Annotated in this window: 22 protein-coding genes; 3 read left to right on the forward strand and 19 right to left on the reverse strand. The window is 29.2% G+C overall.

Going from position 1 to position 26,412, the window contains the following annotated elements:
- Nucleotides 1–14: 14 nt before the first annotated feature.
- From NQ543_RS10225 to NQ543_RS10235, 3 genes are read right to left on the reverse strand one after another with little or no spacing between them, the layout of a single operon-like run.
- Nucleotides 15–932 (reverse strand): ABC transporter permease, encoded by a 918-nt coding sequence (locus NQ543_RS10225; protein WP_039903920.1) that lies wholly within the window; start codon nt 930–932, stop codon nt 15–17.
- A complete protein-coding gene (locus NQ543_RS10230; RefSeq protein WP_004609461.1) occupies nt 913–1,848 on the reverse strand; it encodes an ABC transporter ATP-binding protein in 936 nt (311 codons plus the stop codon). Before NQ543_RS10230 ends, NQ543_RS10225 begins: the two co-directional genes overlap by 20 nt.
- Entirely contained in the window at nt 1,832–4,894 is a 3,063-nt protein-coding gene (locus tag NQ543_RS10235) for a hypothetical protein (protein WP_039903918.1), read from the reverse strand. Before NQ543_RS10235 ends, NQ543_RS10230 begins: the two co-directional genes overlap by 17 nt.
- A gap of 200 nt (nt 4,895–5,094) precedes the next feature.
- Between NQ543_RS10235 and brxF the strand changes: the two genes are divergently transcribed.
- Nucleotides 5,095–5,526 (forward strand): BREX-3 system P-loop-containing protein BrxF, encoded by a 432-nt coding sequence (brxF, locus tag NQ543_RS10240; RefSeq protein ID WP_004609459.1) that lies wholly within the window; start codon nt 5,095–5,097, stop codon nt 5,524–5,526.
- A gap of 123 nt (nt 5,527–5,649) precedes the next feature.
- On the opposite strand, the gene NQ543_RS10245 is transcribed toward brxF, so the two are convergent.
- On the reverse strand, nt 5,650–6,036 hold the full coding sequence (locus NQ543_RS10245; RefSeq protein ID WP_004609458.1) for a group II intron maturase-specific domain-containing protein: 387 nt from the start codon (nt 6,034–6,036) through the stop codon (nt 5,650–5,652).
- Entirely contained in the window at nt 5,984–6,556 is a 573-nt protein-coding gene (locus NQ543_RS10250) for a reverse transcriptase domain-containing protein (RefSeq protein WP_004609457.1), read from the reverse strand. Before NQ543_RS10250 ends, NQ543_RS10245 begins: the two co-directional genes overlap by 53 nt.
- Nucleotides 6,557–7,018: 462 nt before the next feature.
- Here NQ543_RS10250 and NQ543_RS10255 point away from each other — a divergent pair, with 462 nt between their 5' ends.
- Nucleotides 7,019–8,605, forward strand: coding sequence for an IS1182 family transposase (locus tag NQ543_RS10255; RefSeq protein WP_004609179.1), 1,587 nt, complete (start codon nt 7,019–7,021; stop codon nt 8,603–8,605).
- Nucleotides 8,606–8,766: 161 nt separating this feature from the next.
- Here the strand turns inward: NQ543_RS10255 and NQ543_RS10260 are convergent, their stop codons facing one another.
- The 11 genes from NQ543_RS10260 to NQ543_RS10310 form a co-directional block, all read right to left on the reverse strand.
- Complete coding sequence (locus tag NQ543_RS10260) at nt 8,767–9,375, reverse strand: V-type ATP synthase subunit D (protein ID WP_004609456.1); 609 nt, start codon at nt 9,373–9,375, stop codon at nt 8,767–8,769.
- A gap of 2 nt (nt 9,376–9,377) precedes the next feature.
- The gene (locus NQ543_RS10265) at nt 9,378–10,817 is read right to left on the reverse strand and encodes a V-type ATP synthase subunit B (RefSeq protein WP_004609455.1); all 1,440 of its coding nucleotides are present in this window, start codon (nt 10,815–10,817) and stop codon (nt 9,378–9,380) included.
- A 13-nt stretch (nt 10,818–10,830) separates the two neighbouring features.
- Nucleotides 10,831–12,582 carry a V-type ATP synthase subunit A gene (locus NQ543_RS10270; RefSeq protein ID WP_004609454.1) on the reverse strand — a complete coding sequence of 584 codons (1,752 nt, stop codon included), beginning with the start codon at nt 12,580–12,582 and terminating at the stop codon, nt 10,831–10,833.
- 15 nt (nt 12,583–12,597) lie between these two features.
- Nucleotides 12,598–13,194, reverse strand: coding sequence for a V-type ATP synthase subunit E (locus NQ543_RS10275; protein WP_004609453.1), 597 nt, complete (start codon nt 13,192–13,194; stop codon nt 12,598–12,600).
- 12 nt (nt 13,195–13,206) lie between these two features.
- Nucleotides 13,207–13,515 (reverse strand): V-type ATP synthase subunit F, encoded by a 309-nt coding sequence (locus tag NQ543_RS10280; RefSeq protein WP_004609452.1) that lies wholly within the window; start codon nt 13,513–13,515, stop codon nt 13,207–13,209.
- A gap of 19 nt (nt 13,516–13,534) precedes the next feature.
- Nucleotides 13,535–13,966 carry an ATP synthase subunit C gene (locus NQ543_RS10285; protein WP_004609451.1) on the reverse strand — a complete coding sequence of 144 codons (432 nt, stop codon included), beginning with the start codon at nt 13,964–13,966 and terminating at the stop codon, nt 13,535–13,537.
- A 20-nt stretch (nt 13,967–13,986) separates the two neighbouring features.
- Nucleotides 13,987–15,879, reverse strand: a complete 1,893-nt coding sequence (locus tag NQ543_RS10290) for a V-type ATP synthase subunit I (RefSeq protein ID WP_004609450.1) — start codon at nt 15,877–15,879, stop codon at nt 13,987–13,989.
- Between the two features lie 11 nt (nt 15,880–15,890).
- Nucleotides 15,891–17,252, reverse strand: a complete 1,362-nt coding sequence (locus NQ543_RS10295) for a V-type ATP synthase subunit I (protein WP_004609449.1) — start codon at nt 17,250–17,252, stop codon at nt 15,891–15,893.
- 13 nt (nt 17,253–17,265) lie between these two features.
- Nucleotides 17,266–18,297: a V0D/AC39 family V-type ATPase subunit gene (locus NQ543_RS10300; RefSeq protein ID WP_004609448.1), complete on the reverse strand. Its 1,032-nt coding sequence runs from the start codon at nt 18,295–18,297 to the stop codon at nt 17,266–17,268.
- 12 nt (nt 18,298–18,309) lie between these two features.
- Nucleotides 18,310–18,618 (reverse strand): hypothetical protein, encoded by a 309-nt coding sequence (locus tag NQ543_RS10305; protein WP_004609447.1) that lies wholly within the window; start codon nt 18,616–18,618, stop codon nt 18,310–18,312.
- Nucleotides 18,619–18,965: 347 nt separating this feature from the next.
- Nucleotides 18,966–19,439, reverse strand: coding sequence for a DUF2798 domain-containing protein (locus NQ543_RS10310; RefSeq protein ID WP_039903914.1), 474 nt, complete (start codon nt 19,437–19,439; stop codon nt 18,966–18,968).
- A 470-nt stretch (nt 19,440–19,909) separates the two neighbouring features.
- Between NQ543_RS10310 and NQ543_RS10315 the strand changes: the two genes are divergently transcribed.
- Nucleotides 19,910–21,661: a M24B family metallopeptidase gene (locus tag NQ543_RS10315; RefSeq protein ID WP_004609445.1), complete on the forward strand. Its 1,752-nt coding sequence runs from the start codon at nt 19,910–19,912 to the stop codon at nt 21,659–21,661.
- A 65-nt stretch (nt 21,662–21,726) separates the two neighbouring features.
- On the opposite strand, the gene ltrA is transcribed toward NQ543_RS10315, so the two are convergent.
- The 3 genes from ltrA to NQ543_RS10330 all read right to left on the reverse strand — a co-directional run bounded on the left by ltrA (nt 21,727) and on the right by NQ543_RS10330 (nt 26,308).
- Nucleotides 21,727–23,145, reverse strand: a complete 1,419-nt coding sequence (gene ltrA / locus NQ543_RS10320) for a group II intron reverse transcriptase/maturase (protein ID WP_004608658.1) — start codon at nt 23,143–23,145, stop codon at nt 21,727–21,729.
- A gap of 431 nt (nt 23,146–23,576) precedes the next feature.
- Complete coding sequence (nrdG, locus tag NQ543_RS10325) at nt 23,577–24,077, reverse strand: anaerobic ribonucleoside-triphosphate reductase activating protein (RefSeq protein ID WP_004609444.1); 501 nt, start codon at nt 24,075–24,077, stop codon at nt 23,577–23,579.
- A gap of 2 nt (nt 24,078–24,079) precedes the next feature.
- Nucleotides 24,080–26,308 (reverse strand): anaerobic ribonucleoside triphosphate reductase, encoded by a 2,229-nt coding sequence (locus tag NQ543_RS10330; RefSeq protein ID WP_004609443.1) that lies wholly within the window; start codon nt 26,306–26,308, stop codon nt 24,080–24,082.
- Nucleotides 26,309–26,412: the final 104 nt, after the last annotated feature.

A 26,412-nucleotide genomic window follows, 5' to 3' on the forward strand; every position in this document is an offset into this window, starting at 1 on the left:
TTTTAAAAATTTATTTAAATATCTTTTTTCATCATTACCCTAAATGATAGTCCATATAAAGCAATTGCACCAATAATATAACTAATAATAATTACTAAACTATTTAATGAATTATTAATTACAAAATAACTACTATCGTTAAGTATAATATCAATATCACCTGTTCCTTGTGTATATAAGTTAGTAAAAATAGTAAATAATTGATTTATATTTTGTGATAATGATAAATCACCTAACATTGTTAAAAAATTATTAAATATCAAACCAAAATGATAATTAATATCTAAAAAATATAAATGGAACTGATTATAATATCCTTGTGATATTAAAATGATTCGTAATATTGGTACTATTCCAAAAATCAATCCACCTAAGCATATCATAATTAAAATAGCAGGAACTTTCTTTTTAAATACTGAAGATAAAAATGTTCCAATTCCTCCTACTATAAAAATCACTACAATTCCATAGATAATAAATAATATCGTCGCTTTAATAATCAATAACAAAATATCTTTCTCAACAGCTGTAAACAAACAAAATACAAGCAGAAAAGCAGAAAAACTATTAATCAAATAAACAAAACTTCCCAATAACATTCCTAAAATTTTTGATAAAACTAAATCAAATCTACTAATTTCCTTAGATAATAACAACCTCATTGTGCCTTCATGAATCTCACTTGCAAATAATCCTGTTGCACAGTTAGAGCATATAACCCAAATCATGATACCAGCAATAATCATAAAAGCAAACAAACTATACGTATTCAAAATATTATTAGAAAAACTATCAAAAGTTAATACATTTCGAGTTAAACTTTCATAAATATTTGAAAACAAGAAACCGAGTAAACCACTTAATATACTAATAATAACAAATGGTAAAAATTTAAACATCTTTGTAAATGTTTTAGACATTAAAACTTTCATTTCTTCCATCCTCCACAACTTGTTGATATAGTTTCTCTAAAGTAATTGTTTCTTCTTTAAATAAATTTAACTCAAGATTATTTTGATATATGAATTCAATAATATTTCGCTTACAATTAACTTTATCATTTGTCTTTACTCTAAAGACATTATTTTCAAAAGTATATTGATATTGTTTGTCATCTAAAAATCTACTTAAAGGTTTATTTTCTTTACATGAAACTAGTAATTTTTCTTGACTAAATTCTTGTTGTAAAACATCAATAGGTTGATTTAAAACCACATGACCTTGATTAATCAAAATAACATGATCAATAATTGTCTCTAATTCAGTTAATACATGCGAGCTAATTAATACAGTCATTTTACGTTGACTTACTAATTTTTTTAAACTATGAATAATTTCACTACGACTACTTGGATCTAGATTTGCAGTCGGTTCATCTAATAAAAGTACTTCTGGATCATGAATCAAAGCTTGTATTAAACCTACTTTTTTCTTCATACCAGTAGAAAAATCAGCTACTTTTTTAAATTTATGATTACTTAATCCAAATTCTTCTAATAAAATTAATGATTTTTTTATTGCATCATCATAATTAAAACCAGATAATTGAGCCATGTAAACTAAATATTCTAAACAACTCATATCACTATAAAAATTTGGAAACTCTGGAGAATAACCCATTAATTTTTTAGCATCATTTGAACCTAACGGATAACCTTTTATTATTCCACTACCACTACTTGGAAAAACCAACCCCATCAATATTGACATTGTCGTAGATTTACCTGCACCATTAGGGCCAATAATACCATATATTTTTCCACCATCTAATTCAAAAGATATATCATCTATTGCTTTAAATGAACCAAAATATTTATTTATATGTTCAACTCTAATTAACTTTTCCATATTTAACACTACCTTTTTTCAAACGATATTTTGGATAAACCACTAATGATAAACAACCACCAAAAATAATTAACGTACATAAAATAATTAAATATCTAGAAACAGATGATTTTTCAACTTCAACAACTTTATTTATATGCGTAATCTTACCTTCATTATCATTGTATGAAAACGTTAATTTATGTTTCCCTTCCAATAATTTTAATGAGATATCTTCATCATTACTTACAGTTACTAATTTTCCTTGATCATATACACTCATTTGACCATTTTTGTCACTTTGATATTTAATTTTCATTTTACCATTACTATTCTTATTAAAATCAACTAATTTAAAATCGCAACTATCATCAAAAGCATATAACTGTCCATTATTTTCCATTAAAATACGTTCATCATTCATTGCTCTTGCTTTTGTCACTTCTAATTTAATTCCAGCAACTAATTGTCCTTTTTTATAATCATAAATTTGATTATATTCACCATCGTTTATTAATATTTTAGTTTGGTGTAAAACTGGTATCGCATAATTATTTGGATATTCGATATTTTCTAAACTACAGTTTTTTAATTGTTCATAATTTTTTCCATCTAAAATTTTAAAATTATTAATATCTTTATAGTAATCATAATAAAAATACCCTAATTCTTTAATGCTATCGTCATTTATATCTTCTAATTGATAAATCATTTTATCTTCGGAAAATTGAATTGGAATAATTTCATCATAAACAACTGCTGTCATGCTATCATCATCACTATCAGGATTTAATTTGACTGTCTGTAGTACTTTTCCATCCTTGCCACTTAACAAATCTACAGTTGAGCCACTTGGGTTATTAAAAATTAAATCATCACAACCATCTTGATTAAAATCAATCTTTGGTAAAACAAATGTTTCTCCATAATTATAGACTCCATCTTCTAATAAATTAAAACGTACAGATAAATCTTTAGGATTGATTACCTGATAATATTGACACCCCTCACTATTTCGTGCATTTATTATAAATAAATTAACTCCTTCATGTTCTAAGTCACCAATAACTTTAACATATTGATTATTTAATAAATTTTTATCATATTTTTTTGTAATATTAGTCTTTGAATAACTAATGTCAAAATTGTTATGCGTTGAATGATAAACTCTCATTTCATTTTCTCCAACATTAACATAATCAACAATTTTATCATTGTTTAAATCGCCAACTTCTATTATCATTCCATTTTCTTCAATCATTGGATCAAAATACGATTTTAAATCAAAACTATTGCCATCAATAATACAGTTATCTACTAATATTTCTTTTTTTTCATCATTATTTAAATCACTAAAATATTTAATTTCACTACCAACTAAATACTTATTACTTTCTAATAAAACTTTTCGATCTTGAGTAATTTTTCCGCTATCTATATCAATAATCACTATATGACTAGCAATTACTTCATCTTTATTATTTATCTCATTTACTAAAGATAACAATTGTCCACTATTATCATCATAAGTAATAGCTTCAAAACCATTATTCATATACTTATTAGAAGCATCTACTTTAGTTAATATATCATCTTTACCATTCAATCCTAATTTACATATCTCATTAATCTTACCATTTTGATTACTTGATACAATTACTCCATCATCAACATCAGCAATTTTATTAACGATCTTAGAACTTCCTAAAAAACTTACTGTTTTTAAATCATTATGAACAATATAACTATTACCATTATTTATCTGCAATAAATAATCATCATTATATTTACTAAAACTTACTTTAATATTATCTAAACTAATTCCCAAATTTCTTATATCATTTTGTGATAATAATTTACCATCTAATGAATACACCGAAATTCTTAATACATCTTTATTAAAACTGCTCGGTATTATAATAGCTTCTTGTCCTTGATACATAGATAATACTGCATTTGAGCAATCTAAATTATATTTTTCTAATTTAATTTTACTAATCACCTCAAAATCATCAGAAATTAATAATAACGATGGCTCAATTCCTGTATTACTAGCACCATACATTTCTATCTGTTGATAATTTTTATCACCCAAATATGCTTCTACTAACATCAAATCATCTTTAATCTGTTTTAATTTATAACCATTAAAGGCCTTAGAAAATACACCAGTAATGGCAATTATCTCTTTAGAATTAACATAATCATAACTATACTGCTCTTTCAATCTTTTAATCAAATCATCTTGATCAACAATATCTAATTTTAAGTCATTAATAACCTCACCATTATGATAATCAACTTCATAAAGTTTATCATTTTCACAACTAACATATAACTTATCATTAAAAACTAGTAAATCCCATAAATTAATACCCACTAAATGATTCTTTTCCATTGAATTAACTTTTATTGGTTTACTAATACTTTTACGATAATTTATATTTCCATCATCATCTAAACTAACTAATTGTCCAAGTTGCGTCGTAAAAATTACTTGATTATCAATTAATATTAATTTCCAGATATTATCATCTTCTTCATGATCATAAACAATACTTTTTTTCTTAGCATTTATTTTTAATAAATGATGATCATAAATAAGATAAACATATTCTTTATCACAAACTATTTGACGAATAATTGAATTTTCAATAAATAAACCCTTTTGTTCATTATAATTTTGATGAGTTAAGGCTAATTCATATAAAACCTTAGAATCTTTAGAACTTACAATTAAAAAATTACTATAACCACTATTTGTTTCAACATACAAAACTATATCTTTAATCTTATCATTATCTAAATCATCAATTATTTCAAAATATTTAATTGGATAATTAACACTAATTAAAAAATCGTCATTATCAATAAAACCCAATCCATTATCTTTAACAACTAAATTTCCCTTCAAACCATCGCTAAGTTCAACATATTTCGCTACACAATCACCTTTAATATTAGTACCAGTACTATAAGATTCTATACTCGAATCATTATCCATCGCTTGTAACGAAACTGGAATAACCATTGCTAATATTAGCACAATCATCATTATTTTTTTCATATCTATCACTCCTGACTGTATCACTATAACTAATACAGTTATATTATAACATCAAGATAACTGTATTACAATACATAGTACAGTTTCTTGTTAATTATTTAAATAAATTATTATATTACTATCTATTATTAATTAGTAATGATAAAATATTAATAAGTAGTATATTCATTTTTAAATTATTTGATAAGGAGGTCAAAATAATGAATCAGTTAAAAGATGCAATCGAAAAAGCAAAAGAAAATGAAAACAAATTAATATTAATTGTAGGATTACCAGGTAGCGGTAAATCAAAATTAATCCATGAATACAGTAAAGATAGTGGTATTCCAATTTTAGATTTAGATAATATTTTTAAAGATACTAATAATAATATTGCAGAAGTAATGGATAATTTCTTAGTAACTTATAATAAAGATGTTTTATTACTAGATAATAAAAAGATCCTTTATACTAAGGATTCAAATATTGATATGTTATCATTTTTAAAAAATCTTGCAGAAAAATTAGTTGTTGTCGCTACATGGAATGGAAAAGTTGATAATAATAAACTTATTCACATTCGTTCTAAATTACCTACTGATTTAACATATTCACTAGATAATGAACAACTTACTATTATTCAAAAAAATTAACAAAATTAAAGAGGCTGTAACGCATTAAAATAATGTGTTTGACCAAAAAATTGAATAGGGGCTAAGAATTAAAATCTTTCGCCCCTTTCACAACACCGTGCGTAGGGTTCCCTACACGGCGTTTCATAAGTTTATAGAGTTGTAATAATCTAGTGCACTTATAAATCCGTATATTTTTAATACTTCATTTGTAAGTGTCCTTTTTAGTATGAAGCTATTGGCGATGTGCCAGTAGCTTTTTCTTGTGTTTGCCCATTCCCATGCCTTACTTTTATTAATACCTAGTTTTTGTAAATTTCTATACCTTGTTCTTACTAACTTCCATCTTTTCCAATATATCATTCGTATTCTTCTTCTCATCCATGAGTCTATTTCCCTTAGATGTTTACTCATATTCGCTATCCTATAGTAATTCACCCAACCTGTAATGTATTCTTTTAACTCTTTAGCTAATTCCTTACTTGATATTGGTCGGTTCCTTTTGGTGATTTCCTTTATTCTCTTTTTCATCTTTTCTTACTGCTTGATGGGCATTTCTTCTTGGTCGGAACCCATAACTATTGTCACTGAATTGGGGTTCAAATATTGGTGTCAGTACCTGTACTATCGCCTGTTGTATGACCCTATCCGTCACTGTTGGAATTCCTAACTCTCTTTTCTTTCCGTTATCTTTTGGTATTTCTACTCTTTTAACGGCTTGTGGACTATAATGTCCCTCCATGATAAGTTTCTTTAGATAAGACCAGTGTTGTGCGAAATGCGTACGAACTTCTGCGACTTGCATTTTATCTACACCACCACTTCCCTTATTACTCATAACCCTTTGGATTGCCTTTTCTATATTGGCATCCTCCATAATTGTTTCAAGTAACTTCTCATGTACTACAAATCTATTGGTGTTCTTCGTATGTGATATCTCTTGTTTTGATGTAGGATACACTTCTCCACTATTGTCGTATTCCGTACTATCTTCATAGAGTAAGCCTAATGATAGTTGACAGTATCCTATTTTATCTTGAGTATCTTTCATTTCCAGTTCACCTCCTTATGTTCGGTCCTTCGCTAGATAACCATTACAGTTATCATCATCACTACTATGACCTCGGCTGACTTCCTAGGACAAACGTTTCCACCATGATTACATTTTCATCATGTTCCTAGGACCTCCCACGGTAAGACATAACACTTTCATCCTATGTACCCACTATCTTTACACTGCTTATTCCGTCGTACTATTGGACTTCGATTTGTTTAGCAATCTCATCCGATAAGCTTCTGCCTAAAATAGTTCGTATTCCTTGGGTCAGGACTTTGCCTCCAACTTCCTCCCGTTCACACCTTACGATGGATACCTTGTCTTCGGCTAGTGGTTGGTAGTACGAAACCCCCACAGTGGACTTTCACCACCTAGTCTTATGTCATGCGTGGCACACTAAAAAAATAGCACTTAAACTCAGATGAGTATAAGTGCTATTTTTGGTATAATTAGATTATGCAAAATATAAAAATAATAGAATCTAATTACCCGATTGACAATTCTTATTATAATACATTTCAATGTAAACTTCCACTAGATTTTTTTACAGTTGTTCCTGTAGATGATCCGGTGACATCTTTCGTAGAAATTATGAAAGGAATTAACACTTCAAAGTATTTTAACTGCCCCCATAGAGGCAACAGGGGCTACGACCCTAATATGATGTTACAGGTTACATTGTTTGCATTTATAAACGGTCAATATGAATTAAGAAAAATGGAAGAATTATGCAGATATGATATCCGATATATGTGGCTGGCTAATGATGAAACTCCTTCTTTCATGGCTTTTCAAAGATTTATATCAGAAAAATTATCGATGTCTATCGAAGATATTTTTTATGATGTTGTTAAAAGAATCATTGAATTAGATGATGTTGATATTTCTAAACTTTATATTGATGGAACTAAGATAGAAGCCAATGCAAGGAAAAACAGTTTTGTTTGGAAAAAAGCTATTCTAGGCTATCAGGAAAAAGCATTTCTTAAAGTGACAGATCTGATCATAAGATTAAATGATGATCTTAACTTTAAATATGATATAAAATCAAGATATTCTGCTGATGATACAGGACTGATTGCAGAACAGTTAATGGAACTGATGATAAGACAAAATATAGAAATAGTATACGGAAAAGGCAAAAGACGTTCCTTATTACAGAAATATTATGATGAATTTCTTGAAATCTATATAAAATTAATGAGATATGAAGAATCATTGAACATATGTGGCGACAGGAACAGTTATTCAAAGACTGATCATGATGCTACCATGATGAACATGAAGTATGACTATTATAATCATACAGGTATATTTAAACCGGGATATAACCTGCAAATAGGTGTAAGTGATGAATATATTATGCATATGGATATATTTTCAAATCCTGCTGATACAAAAACATATATACCGTTTATGAAAAAATATAAAGAAAGATACGGCTGTTATCCAAAATGGCCAATAGGCGATGCCGGATATGGAAGCTATGATAATTTGCTTTTTAATGTCATAAACGGGATGGAACTGGGATTAAAGTATAATTATTATGCAAAAAAGAATACAAAGGAATTTAAAAAGAAAATATATAATCAGATGAACTGGGAATATGATGAAAAGGGATTTAAAGTCTGCCCACAGGGACATTCATTTAATATTGAAAAAGAAGAAAGATGGAACACAGCAGGTGAATATCTACAAATCAGCAGAGTATTCGAATGTGGTAAATGTCATGACTGTAAAGTAAAAGAAAAATGCACAAAGGCAAAGGAGCAAAGAAAAATACAGATAAATTATGCCTTAAATGAAATGCAGGAAAAAGTAGATGAAAATCTTGGAACCGAAGAAGGAAAAGAGATGAAAAAGCAAAGAAGTATACAGTCAGAAGGGACATTTGGAATAATAAAGCAGAATATGGATTATGTCCGATTAAAAAGAAGAGGAAACATAAATGTAAAAACAGAACTGCTGTTAATAGGGATTGCCTATAATATACGCAAATACCACAATAAAAAGATGAAAAAGAAGGAAATATCAATTTCCTAAAAAGCTAAATAAAAACATGTAAAAAGCACATGATGTTTTTATAGTACCAAAAAAGTTATCTAAATATGGATAACTTTGTTTTTTATCTAAATATACTGTATCAAGCAAAAAAAGGCGTAACGCCTAAAGATTAAAAATCCTTATTCGTTACAGCCCCTTTATTATCTCTTCATTTCTTTAATAACTTTTTGGCGAGTAAATTCTTCTCTTTCTTTTTCTTCTAAAGCTTCACTTATAACTTTAATTGTTGATTCAAAACGTGGAATCGAAATATTTTTTAGAGCATTTGCACGTTTTTGTGTTTTTCTAATTGTATTAGCTAAACGATAAACACTATTTTCAACTTCAGCTAATAACACAGTTAATTGTTTTACTCGATAAAAACAATTATAAGCATAATCAACTTTAGAATTAGAACGTTCAATATCATAAGTCATTTTCAATGGTTGTTGATTATAAGAAATCTTTGGAATTTCAACACCCATAACACTACGATACGCAATCGATATTCCATAATCTTCAGGTGTACTATTTACAATCGACGAAATTAATCCCATTGAAATATTTGCTTCTTGCAAAGCATCATATGCTTCTTGATAAGAAGATGTAATTTGATCACGAATAATCTTAACATCATCTAATAAAGTCATCATTTCTTTTATTAAAACATTTCGTTTTTGATCCATTAGATTATATCCAAGATTAGCTAATTGCAATGATTTTTTCATTGCAATTAAATTACCCTTTGTCGGAACTACCTTCAAAGCCATAATTATTCACCTTCTTGTAATTCTTTAATAATCTTTTTTTCTTTTATATTAAAACGTTCAATTGCTTTTTCATGATTATAATATTGATCCAATAATGCATTATCCAATCGATCCAATGCTTCACGAGGTAAGACAGAAACTAAATCCCATCCTAAATCTAAAGTTTCCTCAATACTACGATTAGCATCAAAACCCTGGTTAATAAAATATTCTTCAAACAATTTACCAAATGTTACATATTTTTTATCCATATCAGACAATTCATCTTCACCAATAACCGAAGTTAATGAACGTACATCTTGAACATGGGCATAACATGCAAACAATTGATTAGCAATATCTTGATGATCTTTTCTCGTATATCCTTCTCCAATTCCATCTTTCATTAAACGACTTAATGAAGGTAAAACCCCAACTGGTGGATAAATCCCTGCTGAATTTAAATCAACATCTAATGTAATTTGTCCTTCTGTAATATAACCAGTTAAATCAGGAACCGGATGTGTAATATCATTATTAGGCATTGTTAAAATTGGAATTTGTGTTACAGAACCTTCTGCATCTTTAATAATCCCTGCTCTTTCATATAATGAAGCTAAATCTGAATATAAATACCCTGGATATCCTTTACGACCAGGAATTTCTCCTTTACTTGATGAGAACTCACGTAATGCTTCACAATAAGAAGTAACATCACTATAAATAACCAATACATGCATATTTTGTTTAAATGCTAAATATTCTGCTGCAGTTAATGCACAACGTGGTGTTAAAATACGTTCAATAATTGGATCATTTGATAGATTCAAGAACATAACAACACGTTCCATAACTCCCGCTTCTTTAAAGCTACGTTTAAAATATTCTGCAACATCGTTTGTAACACCCATAGCTGCAAAGACAACAGCAAAACCTTTTCCTGATTCATCTGCGATTTTTGCTTGTTTTACAATTTGAACTGCTAAACGATCATGAGGTAATCCTGATACCGAAAAAATTGGCAACTTTTGACCACGAATTAATGTAGTCAAACAATCAATTGAAGAAATTCCTGTATTAATATAGTTACGTGGATATACACGAGAAACTGGATTCAAAGGTAATCCATTAATATCCATTTCTTCTTCAGCATAAACTTCACCTAATCCATCAATTGGTCTACCAGCGCCAGAGAATATTCTTCCTAATATTTCTCTAGAAACAGGTAATTCCATTGGTTTACCTAACAATTTCGTTTTTGTATTTTCAAGTGATAGTCCGTTGGTCCCTTCAAAAACTTGAACTACGACTTTTTCACCTTCAATTTGAACAATTCGTCCTGCACGAGTTGTTCCATCATTTATTTGTATTTCAACCATTTCATCGTATGAAGCACCCTTAACGTGGTCTAAAACGACTAATGGTCCATTAATTTCATTTAATCCTACATATTGTAGAGACATAACCAATAACCTCCTACGCTACAGATTTAATTGCTTCATCGATATCATGATAATATGTATCCAACTTATCAATATTATCATTAGGGATATCATATTTCATTTTAATAACTTGATCAAAAATACCCGTATCCACAATTCTTCTTACAACTTTACCTTGATTAACCGCTTCTTTACAACGCTTATTTAAATATAAAATAACTTCCATCATCTTCAATTGTTTTTCCATTGGGACATATGTATCATCTTTATGGAAAGCATTTTGTTGTAAATAACCAACTCGAACAACTTTTGCAATTTCAATAATCAACTTTTGATCTTCTGGTAATACATCAGGTCCCATCAATTGAACAATTTCATTTAATTTAGCTTCCTCAGCTAAAATATAAGCTATTTCTTGACGATCACTTACAAATTTAGGACCTACATTTTTGGTATACCATTTTTCAAGATCATAAACATAATCACTATAACTTTGTGTCCAGTTTATTGCAAAATAATGACGTGCATAAGCTAACGCTTTGTCTAATGCCCAGAAACAACGAACAAAACGTTTAGTATTTTGAGTAACTGGTTCAGAAAAATCGGCTCCTTGAGGCGATACCGCACCAATAATTGATACAGAACCTTCCTTACCATTTAATGTTTTCATATATCCTGCACGTTCATAGAATTGTGATAAACGTGATGGTAAATATGCTGGGAACCCTTCTTCAGCTGGCATTTCTTCTAAACGTCCTGAAATTTCACGTAATGCTTCAGCCCATCTTGAAGTTGAATCTGCCATAATTGCAACATGATAACCCATATCGCGGTAATATTCAGCTAAAGTAATCCCTGTATAAATACTAGCTTCACGAGCAGCAACAGGCATATTTGAAGTATTTGCAATCAATACTGTTCTATCAGTTAATGGTTTACCACTTTTAGGGTCAATCAATTCACTAAATTCTTCTAGAACTTGTGTCATCTCATTTCCACGTTCACCACAACCAACATAAACAATAATATCAGCGTCACACCATTTTGCAATTTGATGTTGAGTCATTGTTTTTCCAGTACCAAATCCACCAGGAATAGCTGCAGTTCCCCCTTTAGCAATTGGGAATAATGTATCTATAACCCTTTGCCCTGTTACTAAAGGAATTGAAATTGGTAAACGATTAAATACTGGTCGCGCTTGCTTAATTGGCCATTTTTGACATAAAGTACAATCCATGATTTTTCCATTTTCATCTTCAATTTTCATAATAACATCATTGATTGTATACTCACCATCGCTAACAACATCTACAACTTTACCACTAATTAAAGGACTAACCATGCATTTATGAACAATCAAGTCAGTTTCTGGTGTAGTGGCATAAATGTCACCACCCTTGACTTCATCGCCTACTTTAACACACATAGTTACATTCCATTTTTTGTTTATATCTAAAGAATCAACATTACTTCCAGCATGAATAAATGCTCCTGATTCTTTTTCAAGTGCTTTTAAAGGACGTTCAATCCCATCAAAAATATTTCTTAAGATTCCTGGGCCTAACGTTGCACAAATTGGTGATCCGGTTGAAACAACAGGTTCACCTGGTTTAAGACCTGTAGTAGTTTCATAAACTTGGATAGTAGTAAATTCTTTAGAAATAGAAATTACTTCCCCCATTAATGAAGCATTACCTACATATACCATTTCCAACATAGAAAAAGATACTGTATCTTTTACTTTTACAACAGGTCCATTAATTGAATAAATCACATTATTGCTCATATATTAACCCCCTGTTTATTTGATCATTAATCCTGATGTTTTATAAAACCATTCTTTTTGGTTTTCTAAAGCAGTATCTAATGATTCATCTACTACTACATTAGTTGCTTTATTTTCAATAATGAAACCACCTATTTTAATTTCATCACTTACTTCAACTGTTAAATCAATTCCATAAGCTTTAACTAAATCATCAGCATATTTTATATCATTTTGTCTAAGTTTAAGAATTGAATCACTCATTTGATATAGACTACTAATCTTTTCCATATGTTTAATAAGATATGTTTTATAGTCATTGCTATTTACAAATTCATTTAATCTGTTTTTAGCTTCTTTAAATATCTTTGCAACATAAGCTTCTCTTGTCTCAACTAACTTCTTAGTCTTCTCTTCTTGAGATAAAGAAGCTTCTACACTAGCATTAGAAGATATCTCTACTAACTCTTTAGCTAACAAAGCATCAGCATCTTTTTTTGCTTCCGCTTTAATTTGTTGATAAGCTTCTGCTTCAAGTTCTTTTGCTTCAGCCAAAATTTTTTCTTCTTCTAAACTAGCTAATCTTTCAATCTCTTCTTTCATATAAAGAAATACTTGTTCTTTCTTTTCCATAGCATTCCCTTTCTACAACTTAACACCTATTGCTTCAGAAACATATTTATCAATAGTTTCACCAATTTTAGATTCACCATGACGATCTGGTATCTCTACAAGCAATGGTTTTTGTTGTTTTAACTTAATTTCTGAAATAATATCAGGCGCAAGTTCAATTAGTTTAGTAGTAATTAAAATAATTCCAATCGAATCATCTTTCAATTTAGTTTCTAATAACTCTAAAAACTCTCTTCTTTTATGAACTACTTCTCCTTCAATTCCTACTAACCTAAGACCGATTTGAGTATCAACATTATCACTTATACAATAAAATCGCATAACGATCACATACTTTCAATTAAATTTTATTAATAATTAAGATTGAAATTAATAACCCATAAATTGCTACCCCTTCACCTAAGGCAACAAAAATCAAAGATTTACCAAAGTTCTTTTCATTTTCAGAAAATGCTCCAATTGCAGCTGGTGCAGCAGCAGCAACAGCAATCCCTGCTCCTAAAGCTGATAAACCAGTAGCTAATGCAGCAGCTAAAAATCCTAACCCTTGAGCAATAGTCCCTGTAATTACAGCTGTTTCTTGGGCATGCACACCGTTAGTAGCTGCAGCTAAATATAGTGCTAAACCAACTGCCCCAACAAATCCAGCAACATGTGTTGCTAATCTAATTTTTGCACTCTTAACACTTACATTTCCTTTAAATACTTTAACTAATGGTAATGATAATAAAATAACTAATAATGCTGGTAAAATAAATTCTAAAACTGTCATAACGACTTCCTCCTAAACTTTTATTCTTCTTTTATACTTTTAAACGGTATTCCGTTTCCTTCATAATATCTACTAAACATTTCGTAGAATTCTAAACGTAATACTTGGATTCCAACAATCAATCCTTCCAAGCACATTACAAATACGTTACCAAAGATAATAACAATTATCTCACCTACTCCACCAACCATTTCTGCAAGAGTATAAACCACAAGCATCATTCCAGCATGTGATAAAACAAATCCACCTACTCTTAAAAATGACATAGTATTCGTAATGAATGATAACACTACTTCAAATAACTCAAAGAATCCTTCAACAAAAAATGCACCGAATCCATTTGGAAACATTTTTTCATCTTCTTCAAATTTTCTAATCAATGGCTCTTTTAGGAAAATGAAAAATAATGGTAAAAAAATCAAACAAATAACATATACCATATTTACAAAATCCAATCCTAAAAACATATTAATCACTAAACCTAAAATAGAAATATAGAAAAGCAATCCACAAATTCCATTTTGGCTCAAAATAGCTTCACCTATCTGTTTTTTCTTAAAATTCAAAAAAACATTAAACGTCATAGAAATTACGATTAAAACAATTCCCAAACAAATTGCTGCAATCAATAATGTCATTGTATTATCTGGGGACATAGCATTAAACATAGGAATCAAAATTTCTTCATTTCCAAATACCGAACCAAAAACAATCCCAAACAATGTACTAGATATTCCTAAACGAACACCTACCGCGCCTAATTGTAAGCCAAACTTTTTATAAGCAATTAAACCAACTAAGGATAAAATTACCCCTTGGCCTACATCACCAAACATAATCCCAAATAATAAAGTATACGATAATGAAACTAATAAAGTTGGATCAGCATCATTATATTTAGGTACTCCATACATCTCCACAAACATTCTAAATGGTTTTGAAAACCAATTATTTTTAAGCAATGTCGGTGGTGATAAACGTACATCACTATTAGCTGGCTTAATGTCAACCATCACTCCATCAAGTGCTTCAAAATCATCTTTAAATTTCTTTACATTTTTAGTTGGAACAAACCCATTAACCGAAAGTTTATCACCAATTACAACTACATACTTTTGCATCACATACACATCATTTAAATGTTTAGCAACAGTATAAATTTTATTTAATTCATCACGTTCATTTTCAAAAATTTTAGCAATCCGTGCATTTAATTTATTACTATGTTCCCTAGCCACATTTGCTTCTTCTTCAATTTCATTAATTGCTAGTTCTGGTGAACCATGAACAAAATACGGAATATGAATTCTTTCAAAATAAAGTGATGAAAAAATATTGTCAACTTCTGGTGCATCACTAGGAGTTGTAATATACATACACCATGTATAATGATTATCATGTTCAAACGCTTTAAATACAAATGGTAGTGATTCATAGTAATCTAACTTTGAAATATTATTTACTGGTAATTTACCAAATCTTATTTGAAGATATTTACAACTAAATAAATCATCAAAATCAACATCAATATCTGCAACATGACGCAATTGAATAACCGCTTCTTGATTTTCAATAATCATAGTATCTAACTGCTTTATTACAGCATGTATTCGTTCAACATCTAATAACAAATCATCTAAATATTCTTTTACTTTTAATATATTAATTTGATTATTTTCTACTTCAACTTCTTCTAACTTAAAGTTATATTTATTTGAAGCATCATTTAAACGAACAAGAATTTCTTCATAAAGATTATCTTGATTATAGACACTAAGTCCCGTTACACTGTCAATAAACTTAGATGCCAATTCGGGATGAAAATCATCATGACTAAAAAGTTTTAACAAAACTTCATTATAACGATATTTATCAAAATTAATACTAACTAAGTTTAATCTTGAAATAGCCATTTTATCCCCCCTTATATATCAACAGATTTACGTAATATCTTCTTTACAATGATTAACACTACAATTAAAATAACCCACAAACAAACACCAAACATAAAAGTATGCACAATATGTAATGGTAATGTAAGTAATGGCTCGTATAATTCAATTCGGTAAAATACAGTTCCGTAAAATAAACCACCAATAAATATTGCTGTTCCTACACGTTTTAAAATATTCCCAAAATTATTAGGCTTTTTAATTGTAAATAATAACCCTAATAAAATTATTAATATTCCAACCCCAATGTCTCCTATACATACTGCTCCAATTAACATTGAAATTATTGCAACTAATACCGTTGGATCAAAAGTATCACCAATAGTAGTACTCAATATATTTTCAAATGGTTGAAATAACGAATTATTTTTTATTAATACCGGTGCAACAATATTTTTATTTTCATAAATATTAACCGGTAATTCAATTACTCTAACACTATCTATGTCACTAAATTTAGATTCTATTTCTTTAATATCAAAACTACTAAATGCATATATCGCTGCTTTTTGTGAAAAATCAACAACATAACGACATTTGTCATATAATCTTTTTAAATTATATAATCTTGTAAATACTTCTAATAGTTTTTCACTATATTCATTTCTTACATCTTCAATTTTTGTGTCCATCTTCTTAATATACTGTTCCATTGCTACTGATTCTTCATTTAATTCATCAATTGCTTCACAAACTTTCCCATGAGCAAATTCTGGAATATTAATTTGTTCGAAAGACATTGAAGAAAAAGCATTATCAATTTCAGAAATATTATTTGTAAGACCTGCATAAACAATCCATACATACTGTTTAGAACGATTTAACTCTACAAAAATAAATTCATAATCGCGATAATATTGAATCTTATTAAATTCTGCTAGTGGTATTTTACCAAAACGACATGTAATATACTTAGTATTTTGAACATCATCGACACTAATTTTAGAATCTTTAAGATTCTTTAATAAAACAATTGCTTCATCATTCTCATGTTTTTCTTTAATAATATCTTCACGAACATTGATAATATTATCAATTTTTTCATTAATTTCATCTATTAACTTATTTACCTCAAATAAATTAATTTCCTCAAACTCATTATCTTTAACTCGAGTATCTAAACTTAACCGATTAAAAATATGATAGATATTATCAAGCGGTTCATTATACGGATTTACATCATCCATTACTGATACTCCTTTAACATTATGAGCTATCTTTTTTGAATCTTGTGGAAACATTTCTTCTTGATATTCAGTCATCTTGATCAACATTTTTATTAAATCTTTTTGTTCAAAGGAAATATTAAAGAAATGTGTTTTAATAATAGCCACTCAACAATCCCTCCTATGCAAAGATTAGCATCTCTTCAATACTTGATGCATCTCTTTTATATCGTATTCCTTCGATAATATGTTTCAAATTATCGATTTCTACTTTTTGTAGAATTGAATAGGTTAAATATACTAATGGCGCATTACTTGAAAAGCGCATATATCGTTTAGCAATATTATATTTAATCTCTTCAACATAATATTCAATATAAGTATAGTCTTTATCTCCAATATATAACTTATATTTAGAATTAGATAATAACTCTAATACTTCCTCACCACTACGTGCTTCAATTAATGAATCTAACATTGCTTTAGATATTCGACAATGTTCTAAATATAAAGATTTTCTAATTGTTTCATTTGATTCTTTAAAATACTTTTTAAAACGATAAATTTTAGTAATATTAGCTAGTTCAATTGATGTAGATAAAATCTCCATCAACTCCTTTTGTTTACTACCCTTAAAATTACTTTTAATTGAATCAACATACATATCATAATATAAAGACTTTAATTGACGTTCCAATAAATTAATATCTATTGGTGCCGTAAAATCAAAATTAGATAATATCTTATAATATCTAGTATTTTTTAGATACATAACTAAATCCTTATAATTACCAACATTTACCAATCCATAAATATTAAAACTAATTTTACTCGCTAAATAATCAGGAATTTCTAAAGAAAAGCTCGCCTGATCTTTTTCTTTAATACTAACAACTTTATCAACAATCAATTGAACCTCAATTCCAATAACCTCCTGGTTATAAAAATCCTGATTCTTTTTTGGTGCATATTTCATCAATCTAGCACAGCGCTCAAAATATTCTTTATTTAAAGCAGCTTCTAACTGTCGACGACGAACATTTCTAACATTGACGTCTTTTAATACATCACTATACTTTGTTTGCGATTTTAGATAAGTCACCATCTCGCCAAGCGTTTGTTTTCTACACAAATCACTATAGCTTTCTTCATTAAGACGATATCCATACATCGCTTTTGCCTTTGCACATAGTGCATTTGACGACAAAGCCATACATTCACCTTCTTACTTTAAACATCTTTCAACAATTTCATTTATCCATTTATCTTTATTTGAATTATAAAGATTTTCCAAGTTATTTAAAACATTTTTAAATTCTTGGTGTTGTTGTTTTGCATTTTCTTGATTTTTATTTATCAATTCACTTTTATAATCTTCAATTTTTTGATTTTGTTCCAAAACAAAACCATCATATATTTCTTTTCTCTTTTCATTCATATTAGTTTGAGCATCAAGTTTTTTAGCTTTTGCCTTTTCAACTCGTTCGACACATTTACGGTCAATCTCTACTAATCTTTGAATAACATCATCCATACTATGCCCCCTTCGTCTGAGATAAGTATACTCCTATATTTTAAAAATGCAATGGTAATACTTCATCATTTTTTAAAATCTTGATTTTCTTGTAATTCCTAGAAACATATAAAGTTTACAAGATTTTAAAGTTATTTATATAGATATTATTACCATATTTAAATACTTTGTTTAAATTAGTTTGAAATATCAATAAAAATTCGTATTTTAACATTTATAAAACATAAAATCTAATCAGTCATTAGATACAGCCATAATACTCTTATTAACAATTTTTAAACTTTTAATAAAACACAATTTTATTTAGATGTATTGTATCTATCCTATTTTAAATAAATGTAATTTATTTAGTTTTTATTAGTTGTAAAATGTTTTATATACATTTTTTCTAACTGACGAATAGCAGCACCCCCATAAAAAATTTGCCAAGCTAAAGCCATTGGAAAATTTAATACCGTTGTTTCTAACCACACCGCTATAAACTCCATACCAGCATCTTTAAATAGTAACGTCGCTATAAAACTCATAATAGGACACATTAAACAAACAATCATTGTAGAAATAGTAATTTGAATACGATGTGAATCAGTATTTTTATCTAATCTTTTAAAAGCTAAATTAACTGCTATTCTTTCTACAAAACATAACTCTAAAATAATTGCTATAGGCCACATGATCCATAATTCATGAAATGCCATCACAAAAACTGCATTAGTCATTCCTCCAATATTTAAAGAAATGTTATAGCAAATCATGGCATAAACCATAATAAATGCCATTGCAACTGTAAATAAAAAGTGATGTAATTTTGATTTTTCCATAAAACTTCCTCCTACTTTCATGTAAAATATGTGTGTTGTTCATAACCATGAGCTCACATACATGTACCGTTTCCAATTTTCACCACCATTTTTTACACAATTTATTAACGAGTCATAATTTATCATAAATATTTTTGTTATGTAAGAATTTTTTTATTAATTTAATCAATTATAAACTACGTCTTAAAAATATTTCTAATAAATTCAAAATAATATATTTTCACTTTTTATTACGATAACCTAATTTTTTCGTTAGTTCTTTAAATTATCAATTAATTACCTTTAATAACTCTATGTTGAATTATAATAATATTTTTATTATCAATATTAAGATAAAAAATATTTATTTACTTAAATTTTAAATCAAATGGATATTGTATTATAAAATTTAATCTATATATTATTTTTTCTTTAATATGATTGAGACAAATAATCAATTATGCTAAAGTAATACCAATGAGGTGACAAAAATGATAAAAGAAAATATAAAAAAATTACAAAGTTTAATGAAAGAAAATGAAATCGATATTTATATCATTCCTACAAGTGATTTTCACCAAAGTGAATACGTTGGTGAATATTTTAAAGGACGTAAATTTTTATCAGGATTTACAGGTTCAGCGGGAACTTTAGTAGTAACTCTTGATAAAGCTTATTTATGGACTGATGGGCGCTATTTTATTCAAGCTCAACAACAATTAGAAGGCAGCGATATTATTTTAATGAAAATGGCAATGCCTAATGTTCCTACAATCAAAGAGTTTCTTGATCAAAACACTGATAAAACTGTTGGTTTTGATGGACGTGTGATGTCATATAAAGATGTTTGTCAGTATAAAAATAAATTAATTACTAATATAGATTTAGTTGATGAAATTTGGAGCGATCGCCCAAGTATATCTCATCAACCTGCTTATTTATATGATGAAAAGTATTGTGGAGAATCACGAGCTTCTAAATTAAAAAGAATTCGTGAAGCAATGAATGATTGTGATTATCATATCATTACTAGCTTAGATGATATTGCCTGGTTATTTAATATTCGTGGTAATGATGTTGCATGTAATCCAGTAGTATTAGCTTATTCATTAATCAGTAAAAATGATGCTACTTTATATGTTCTTGATGGTGTAATTGACAAAAAAATGCAAGATATCTTAAAAGAAGATGGAATTATTGTTAAAGCATATAATGATATTTATGAAGATGTAAAATCACTACAAGGTAAAGTTTTACTAGATGATTTACTTGTCAATTATCAAATCTGCAGTAATCTAAATTGTAAAATTGTAAAAATGACTAACCCAACGCAATACTTTAAAGCAATTAAAAATGAAACTGAAATTAACGCTACTAAAAACGCTCATTTAAAAGATGGTGTGGCAATGACTAAATTTATGTATTGGTTAAAAACTAATGTTGGAAAAATTGATTTAGACGAAGTCATCATTAGTGATAAACTAGAAGAATTCAGAAAAGAACAAGCTGATTTTTATGATTTAAGTTTTGACACAATTTGCGGATATAAAGAAAATGCTGCTTTAATGCATTATAAAGCTCTACCAGAAAAATGCGCTAAAGTTACTAATAAAGGAATGTTACTAATTGATTCTGGGGGACAATATATCGATGGAACTATTGATACAACAAGAACTTTTGTTCTAGGTAAAATTAGCGATATTGAAAGACGTGACTTTACTATTGCTTTAAAAGCTCTATTACGTTTACAGGCCGCACACTTTGTTGCAGGAACAACTGGTCCAAACTTAGATATTTTAGCTCGCGGAATTGTTTATGAATATAATTTAGATTATCGTTGTGGTACTGGCCATGGTGTAGGACATTTCTTAAATGTTCATGAAGGTCCAAATGGCTTTAGACCTAAAGACCGTCCTGGAAGTGCACCAATGTGTGCTTTTGAACCAGGAATGATCACTACTAATGAACCTGGTATTTATATTGAAGGTAGTCATGGCGTGCGTCATGAAAATGAAATGTTATGCGTTGAAATAACAAATAATGAATATGGTCAATTCTTAAAATTTGAACCAATTACATATGTACCTTTTGATTTAGATGGTTTAGATCTTAAATTATTATCTAATCATGAAATAAAACAAATTAATGAATATCAACAATTTGTATATGATAAAATTTCTTCATATTTAACTAATGAAGAAAAAACTTGGCTACAAGATAACTTATTAATTAAAATTGAATAGGGGCTAAGAATTAAAATCTTTCGCCCCTTTCACAACACCGTGCGTAGGGTTCCCTACACGGCGTTTCATAAGTTTATAGAGTTGTAATAATCTAGTGCACTTATAAATCCGTATATTTTTAATACTTCATTTGTAAGTGTCCTTTTTAGTATGAAGCTATTGGCGATGTGCCAGTAGCTTTTTCTTGTGTTTGCCCATTCCCATGCCTTACTTTTATTAATACCTAGTTTTTGTAAATTTCTATACCTTGTTCTTACTAACTTCCATCTTTTCCAATATATCATTCGTATTCTTCTTCTCATCCATGAGTCTATTTCCCTTAGATGTTTACTCATATTCGCTATCCTATAGTAATTCACCCAACCTGTAATGTATTCTTTTAACTCTTTAGCTAATTCCTTACTTGATATTGGTCGGTTCCTTTTGGTGATTTCCTTTATTCTCTTTTTCATCTTTTCTTTAGATTTCTTGTGAACAGTGATTCGTACATTACCACTCTTCTCTATATAAAATCCAAAGCCCAAGAATTTTATATCAGTAATATAGGCTACCTTTGTCTTCTCTTGGTTCACTTTTACAAATAATTTCTCTTCTAAATATCTTGTCACTGTTTCTTTGACTCTCATTGCACTTCTTTTACTTTTGAATAGTATGACACAGTCATCTGCGTACCTTACAAATCGATTTCCTCTTCTTTCCATTTCTTTATCAAATTCATTAAGATATATATTTGATAATAATGGGCTGAGTGGCCCACCTTGGGGTACTCCTTTTGTAGTTTCTTCAAACTTATGTTTTACTATGACTCCTGCATTGAGATATTTATGTATGAGTGATATAACTCTTCCGTCTTTAATAGTTTGTGACAATATCTGTATAAGTCTTGAATGGTTGACTGTATCAAAGTACTTCTCTAAATCTAGGTCTACTGTATATCGATATCCTTCATTGGCGTATTCGACTACTTTTCTTACTGCTTGATGGGCATTTCTTCTTGGTCGGAACCCATAACTATTGTCACTGAATTGGGGTTCAAATATTGGTGTCAGTACCTGTACTATCGCCTGTTGTATGACCCTATCCGTCACTGTTGGAATTCCTAACTCTCTTTTCTTTCCGTTATCTTTTGGTATTTCTACTCTTTTAACGGCTTGTGGACTATAATGTCCCTCCATGATAAGTTTCTTTAGATAAGACCAGTGTTGTGCGAAATGCGTACGAACTTCTGCGACTTGCATTTTATCTACACCACCACTTCCCTTATTACTCATAACCCTTTGGATTGCCTTTTCTATATTGGCATCCTCCATAATTGTTTCAAGTAACTTCTCATGTACTACAAATCTATTGGTGTTCTTCGTATGTGATATCTCTTGTTTTGATGTAGGATACACTTCTCCACTATTGTCGTATTCCGTACTATCTTCATAGAGTAAGCCTAATGATAGTTGACAGTATCCTATTTTATCTTGAGTATCTTTCATTTCCAGTTCACCTCCTTATGTTCGGTCCTTCGCTAGATAACCATTACAGTTATCATCATCACTACTATGACCTCGGCTGACTTCCTAGGACAAACGTTTCCACCATGATTACATTTTCATCATGTTCCTAGGACCTCCCACGGTAAGACATAACACTTTCATCCTATGTACCCACTATCTTTACACTGCTTATTCCGTCGTACTATTGGACTTCGATTTGTTTAGCAATCTCATCCGATAAGCTTCTGCCTAAAATAGTTCGTATTCCTTGGGTCAGGACTTTGCCTCCAACTTCCTCCCGTTCACACCTTACGATGGATACCTTGTCTTCGGCTAGTGGTTGGTAGTACGAAACCCCCACAGTGGACTTTCACCACCTAGTCTTATGTCATGCGTGGCACACTAACAAAAAAGGAAGCTGTGCTTCCTTTTTATATTTCACTTTCATCATATTCAATAATACAGTCTTGTTTTAAAGATTTTTGAATATTAATTAATCGCTGATTCGATGAACCACGATACAACAAAGATAAACTTCTTTTTTCTAATTCAAATTTTCCATCAACTAACATATCACACAATTCTAATAATCTTTTTTTATTTACATCACTAATAATTTGTTCATAAGTATAACCACTATATAAAACAATATTTAAATTTCTTTTTTTTATTTCCTTACTTAATTCAATTAAAGCCTCTACTTGTAACATCGGTTCTCCACCAGATAAAGTAACTCCGTCTAATAAAGGATTTTCATCGATTTCTTTCAAGATTTCTTCAATATCTTTTAAATATCCACCATTAACATCATGACTTTTAGGATTATGACATCCTAAGCAATTATGATAACACCCCTGAACAAAAATAGCATATCTAAGACCAGGTCCATCTACAATCGAGTCATTAACACAGCCAAATAATCGTAATTTCATTTTTATTCACTTTCCAAATTTATACGAGGAATTCTTTCAAGACCATGATGTTCATTTTCTTTTCTACCACAGCATGGGCAAACATCATCAATGATACCATTATAACCACAAACTGGATCTCGATCGACTGGATGATTTATTGCTCCATAACCAATTCCATTATCATGCATTGCACGAATTATTTTTTCAAATGCAGCTAAGTTTTTAGTAGGATCCCCATCCATTTCAATATAACTGATATGACCTCCATTAGTTAAGGCATGATATGGTCCTTCTAATTTAATTTTGTTATAAGCACTAATTGGATAATATACTGGAATATGGAAACTATTAGTATAATATTCGCGATCAGTAATCCCCTCTAAATTTCCAAATAACTTTTTATCCATTTTAATAAATCTACCAGAAAGTCCTTCAGCTGGAGTAGCAATCAAACTAAAATTCAAATTATATTTCTTACTTGCTTCATCCATTGCTTCTGCCATATGTCCAACAATCTTTAGGCCTAACGCCTGCGCTTGTTCACTTTCTCCGTGATGATAACCGATTAATGCTTTCAATGTTTCAGCCAAACCAATAAATCCAACAGTAAGTGTTCCATGTTTCAAAACCTCACGTACTTCATCATCTGGTTTTAATTTATCACTACCTAACCAAATTCCTTGTCCCATTAAAAATGGATAATTTTTAACTTTACGACGACATTGGATTTCAAAACGTTCTAACAATTGATCAATACACAACTCTAACATGTCATCCAATTTATTAAAGAATTCTTTTACATCTCCATTAGAAAGAATTGCTAACCTTGGCAAATTGATAGTTGTAAAACTTAAATTACCTCGACTAAAACTTATTTCATTATTTTTATCATAAACATTAGCCATAACCCTAGTACGACAACCCATATATGCAATTTCTGTTTCTGGTGTTCCCTTATAATATTTTAAATTAAATGGTGCATCGACAAATGAAAAATTTGGAAACAAACGTTTAGCTGAAGTTTTACATGCTAGTTTAAATAAATCATAATTTGGCTCTCCTTCATTATAATTTATTCCTTCTTTTACTCTAAAAATTTGAATTGGGAAAATCGGTGTTTCACCATGTCCTAATCCTGCTTCTGTAGCTAATAGAACATTTTTCATTACCATTCTACCTTCACTGGATGTATCCATTCCATAATTAATTGAACTAAATGGTACTTGAGCTCCTGCTCTTGAGTGCATTGTATTTAAATTATGAATAAATGCTTCCATTGCCTGATATGTTTCTTCATCTGTTTCTTGATAAGCAGTTTTGTTTGAAAATTCAATAATTTTATCAATATTTTTAATATTTTTATTCAACAATTCTGTTTTTATTGCATTATTAAATTCTTCATTATTATCTAAAGTTGGTTTTAATACCAACTTATTTTTAATTGTAGCTGCTATCTTTTCACCATCGATATTTTCAAGTAAACTGATGGCTTTAGCTAAATTATGATAAAAATGTTTTATATAAGACTTTGCTACCCCTGGTGCCATTCCATAATCAAAATTAGGGATTGCTTGACCACCATGTTGATCATTTTGATTAGATTGAATTGCAATACAAGCCAGTGCTGCATAAACACTAATGCTATTAGGGCTTCTCAATACACCATGTCCAGTTGAAAAACCATTTTCAAATAATCTTTTTATATCAATTTGACAACATGTAGTCGTAAGGGTTAAAAAATCCATATCATGAATATGAATATCTCCATTAGCATGCGCTCTAGCATGCTTAGGTTTTAATACAAACATTTCATTAAATTGTTTTGCTGCCTCTGTTCCATATTTTAACATTGTTCCCATTGGAGCATCAGCATTGACATTAGCATTTTCTCTTTTTAAATCACTATTCTTACTTTCAGAAAATGTTATTTCTTCAAATGTTTTCATTAAACGTGAGCGCATATCTCTTTCTCGAGTTCGATTTGCTCGATATAAAATATACGCCTTTGCAACTCGGACAAATCCTTGTTCAATTAATACTTCTTCTACTGTATCTTGAACTAATTCTACAGTCGGTAAAGCACTTTGTTTTTTTTCTAAATTTTTTTCAACTTTTTTAGCAATATCTAATGCTGTTTTTAATTCATATTTACTGCTGCACGCTTGAAAAGCTTTATATATAGCACCAGCTATTTTATCTAATTCAAAAGGAACTAAACGTCCATCTCGTTTTCTTATGTTTTCTATCATACGCCTTCCTCCATACAATTAGTATATCTTACTTATCATAAAAAATCATTTAATATAACTCATCACTAAAAATTTTAATATTATATTTTTAAATTAAAACATCT

It is taken from the genome of Thomasclavelia spiroformis DSM 1552 (genome assembly GCF_025149465.1).
In the GTDB taxonomy this organism is placed as follows: domain Bacteria; phylum Bacillota_I; class Bacilli_A; order Erysipelotrichales; family Coprobacillaceae; genus Thomasclavelia; species Thomasclavelia spiroformis.

Excerpts from the sequence above, each read along its gene's own strand:
- NQ543_RS10265 (WP_004609455.1), bottom strand. The coding sequence starts at position 10,817 with ATGTCTCTACAATATGTAGGATTAAATGAAATTAATGGACCATTAGTC.
- NQ543_RS10285 (WP_004609451.1), bottom strand. The coding sequence starts at position 13,966 with ATGACAGTTTTAGAATTTATTTTACCAGCATTATTAGTTATTTTATTA.
- NQ543_RS10235 (WP_039903918.1), bottom strand. The coding sequence starts at position 4,894 with ATGAAAAAAATAATGATGATTGTGCTAATATTAGCAATGGTTATTCCA.
- NQ543_RS10270 (WP_004609454.1), bottom strand. The coding sequence starts at position 12,582 with ATGAGCAATAATGTGATTTATTCAATTAATGGACCTGTTGTAAAAGTA.
- NQ543_RS10305 (WP_004609447.1), bottom strand. The coding sequence starts at position 18,618 with ATGGATGATGTTATTCAAAGATTAGTAGAGATTGACCGTAAATGTGTC.
- NQ543_RS10260 (WP_004609456.1), bottom strand. The coding sequence starts at position 9,375 with ATGGCTTTGAAGGTAGTTCCGACAAAGGGTAATTTAATTGCAATGAAA.
- NQ543_RS10255 (WP_004609179.1), top strand. The coding sequence starts at position 7,019 with ATGCAAAATATAAAAATAATAGAATCTAATTACCCGATTGACAATTCT.
- NQ543_RS10290 (WP_004609450.1), bottom strand. The coding sequence starts at position 15,879 with ATGGCTATTTCAAGATTAAACTTAGTTAGTATTAATTTTGATAAATAT.
- NQ543_RS10280 (WP_004609452.1), bottom strand. The coding sequence starts at position 13,515 with ATGCGATTTTATTGTATAAGTGATAATGTTGATACTCAAATCGGTCTT.
- NQ543_RS10225 (WP_039903920.1), bottom strand. The coding sequence starts at position 932 with ATGAAAGTTTTAATGTCTAAAACATTTACAAAGATGTTTAAATTTTTA.
- NQ543_RS10315 (WP_004609445.1), top strand. The coding sequence starts at position 19,910 with ATGATAAAAGAAAATATAAAAAAATTACAAAGTTTAATGAAAGAAAAT.
- NQ543_RS10245 (WP_004609458.1), bottom strand. The coding sequence starts at position 6,036 with ATGAAAAAGAGAATAAAGGAAATCACCAAAAGGAACCGACCAATATCA.
- NQ543_RS10275 (WP_004609453.1), bottom strand. The coding sequence starts at position 13,194 with ATGGAAAAGAAAGAACAAGTATTTCTTTATATGAAAGAAGAGATTGAA.
- NQ543_RS10230 (WP_004609461.1), bottom strand. The coding sequence starts at position 1,848 with ATGGAAAAGTTAATTAGAGTTGAACATATAAATAAATATTTTGGTTCA.
- nrdG (WP_004609444.1), bottom strand. The coding sequence starts at position 24,077 with ATGAAATTACGATTATTTGGCTGTGTTAATGACTCGATTGTAGATGGA.
- NQ543_RS10310 (WP_039903914.1), bottom strand. The coding sequence starts at position 19,439 with ATGGAAAAATCAAAATTACATCACTTTTTATTTACAGTTGCAATGGCA.
- brxF (WP_004609459.1), top strand. The coding sequence starts at position 5,095 with ATGAATCAGTTAAAAGATGCAATCGAAAAAGCAAAAGAAAATGAAAAC.
- NQ543_RS10330 (WP_004609443.1), bottom strand. The coding sequence starts at position 26,308 with ATGATAGAAAACATAAGAAAACGAGATGGACGTTTAGTTCCTTTTGAA.
- NQ543_RS10300 (WP_004609448.1), bottom strand. The coding sequence starts at position 18,297 with ATGGCTTTGTCGTCAAATGCACTATGTGCAAAGGCAAAAGCGATGTAT.
- NQ543_RS10250 (WP_004609457.1), bottom strand. The coding sequence starts at position 6,556 with ATGAAAGATACTCAAGATAAAATAGGATACTGTCAACTATCATTAGGC.
- ltrA (WP_004608658.1), bottom strand. The coding sequence starts at position 23,145 with ATGAAAGATACTCAAGATAAAATAGGATACTGTCAACTATCATTAGGC.